1 protein-coding gene and 1 pseudogene are annotated in these 2,267 nt (G+C 62.8%); both read left to right on the forward strand.

The window, feature by feature from the left end; genetic code table 11:
• On the forward strand, positions 1–806 hold an 806-nt coding region (locus EN935_RS32005; protein WP_206534614.1), incomplete at its 5' end, for a protein-L-isoaspartate O-methyltransferase.
• 105 nt (positions 807–911) lie between these two features.
• Positions 912–2,267: pseudogene (locus EN935_RS32010) on the forward strand (hypothetical protein); the annotation flags it as partial.

The following is a 2,267-nucleotide window of genomic DNA, read 5'->3' on the forward strand; positions in this document are numbered from 1 at the left end:
CCGTAAGGGCTGCCCTGCCAGTGCCCTACGATCGGAACGCCGAGGTGCCGGTGAACGACAAGAAGGCGTTCATCGAGTGGATGGTGGCCAATCGCGGCGAAGATCCGAAGTTTCTGGCTGAGCGATTCGATCGCTTCCAGATCATGGTCTACAACAAGGACGTGCTGGACGACCGCAACAAGCGCGCCTTCCTTTCTACACCGCGTGAAGAGTTCGTGCTGCCGCAGAATCTGGGGCGCGCCTATGATCACGCCTTTCTCGATATCGGCTATGGCGTGACCATTTCCGGTCCGCATCTGGTCGGGCGCATGACGACGGTCATCGACGTGCAGTTCGGCGAAGCCGTGCTCGAGATCGGCACCGGCTCGGGCTACCAGTCGGCCTATCTGGCCAATCTCACCGACAAGGTGCACACGATCGAGATCATCAACCCGCTGGCACAGCGCACCCGCCGGACCTATGACGCGCTGATCGAGCGCGGCTACAGTGTATTCGGCTCGGTCACCAGCCGGAATGCCGATGGCTATTACGGCTGGGAAAGCGTCGGTCCGTTCGACAAGATCATCGTCACCTGCGGCATCGACCATATCCCGCCGTCTCTGTTGCAGCAGCTCAAGCCCAATGGCGTCATGGTCATCCCGGTCGGCCCGCCGGGCGCGCAGCATGTGCTCAAGGTGATCAAGCAGCAGCTTGCCGACGGCACGTTCAACATCGTCCGCTCGGACATCTACAATGGCAAGGTGGTGCCTTTCGTGCCCTTTACCAAGATGGAAGGCGACCAGATCGTCGGGACGCATAACAGCTGATTTGGCTATGCCGTGACGGCCTTTGTTTGTCGTAGGTTCTTGTCGCAAAACCGTGGGACACTTTTGCAGAACCTGCTGAGCTGAACCACCGCATCAAAGGGCCTCATGGCAGCCGTCGCATCGACCTCTCGACCAAGTATCGCCTCGCTTGAGGCGCCGCGGCTCGCCCACTATCTCGCGGTCGGGCTGATCGCCGGCGCCATCATCGCGCTGCAGATATCGGTCATGCGGGTGTTTGCCGTCGGCAGCTGGTCGCATTTCGGCTCGCTGGTGGTCAGCCTCGCCATGCTCGGCTTCTCGCTGTCCAGCGTCGTCATCTTTGCCGGCAAGGACTGGTTCGACAAGCACTGGCAAGGGGCCGCAACCGCCGCCCTGCTGCTGATCGGCCCGCTTGCCGTCGCCTCCAACCTCGTCGCCCAGACGGTGCCGTTCAACGCCATCTTCCTGGTCTCCGACCCCGAGCAGAAATGGCGGCTGCTGGCCAATTTCCTGCTCTACCTCCTGCCGTTCCTGGCCGGTGCGTTCTTCCTCGGTATCGTCTTCCTGAAAAGCCGCACGGCCTTTGGCCGCGTCTATTTCGCCGACCTCACCGGCTCGGGGCTCGCAGGCCTCGTCGTTCTGGTGTCGATGTATCTGTTCGCGCCGGAAACCATCATCGTCGTGCCGCTGCTGTTGTGGGTCGCCGGTTCGCTGCTGTGGTTCTTGGCCTTCGGTGCCTGGAAGAGCGTTGTCGCCGGCGTGGTCGTGGCAGCGCTGTCGATCGCCGGTTACCTTATGCTGCCCGGCCTGCTCGGCATCCCCGACATCGCCGTGTCGCAGTACAAGGGCGTCGCCTATGCCCGCAACTTCCCGGACGGCAAGCGCATCTACCGCAGCGTCTCGCCGTTCGGCGACCTGCAGGTCTATGCCAGCTCCTACATGCATTTCGCGCCGGGCCTGAGCGACAATGCCGCCTTCGGCATGCCCGAGGTTCCCGCCAACACCTATGTCGGCATGTATCGCGACGGCGACGGGCCGGAAGGCATCATGCGCAACCTGGCGCCGGCCGAGCAGGTCTATTTCCGCTATCTGCCGATGCACTACCCCTATGTCATCAAGGCTAGACCCAAGACCTTCGTCGTGCAGTTCGGCGGCGGCATCTCCACGCAGGCCGCGCTCGATGCCGGCTCGACCTCGGTGACTGTCGCCGAAAGCAACCCGATGACCTTGCGGGCGTTCCGCGACCCCATCCTCAGGGATGTCACCGGCGACATCCTGGCCGAGCCGCGGCTCAAGGTGATCGACTATGACGGGCGCCTGTTCCTGGCCAACACCGCTGAGCGCTACGACGTCATCGACCTCAGCCTTGCCGACAGTGTCGGCCTGTCCAATCCGGGCGGCTTCGCCATCTCGGAGAAGTATGCCTACACGCACGAAGCGATGCTGAGCTACATGCACGCGCTTGCCGATGGCGGCGTGCTG

Origin of the sequence: Mesorhizobium sp. M7D.F.Ca.US.004.03.1.1 (genome assembly GCF_003998635.1) — a bacterium.
GTDB classification, from domain to species: Bacteria; Pseudomonadota; Alphaproteobacteria; order Rhizobiales; family Rhizobiaceae; genus Mesorhizobium; species Mesorhizobium loti.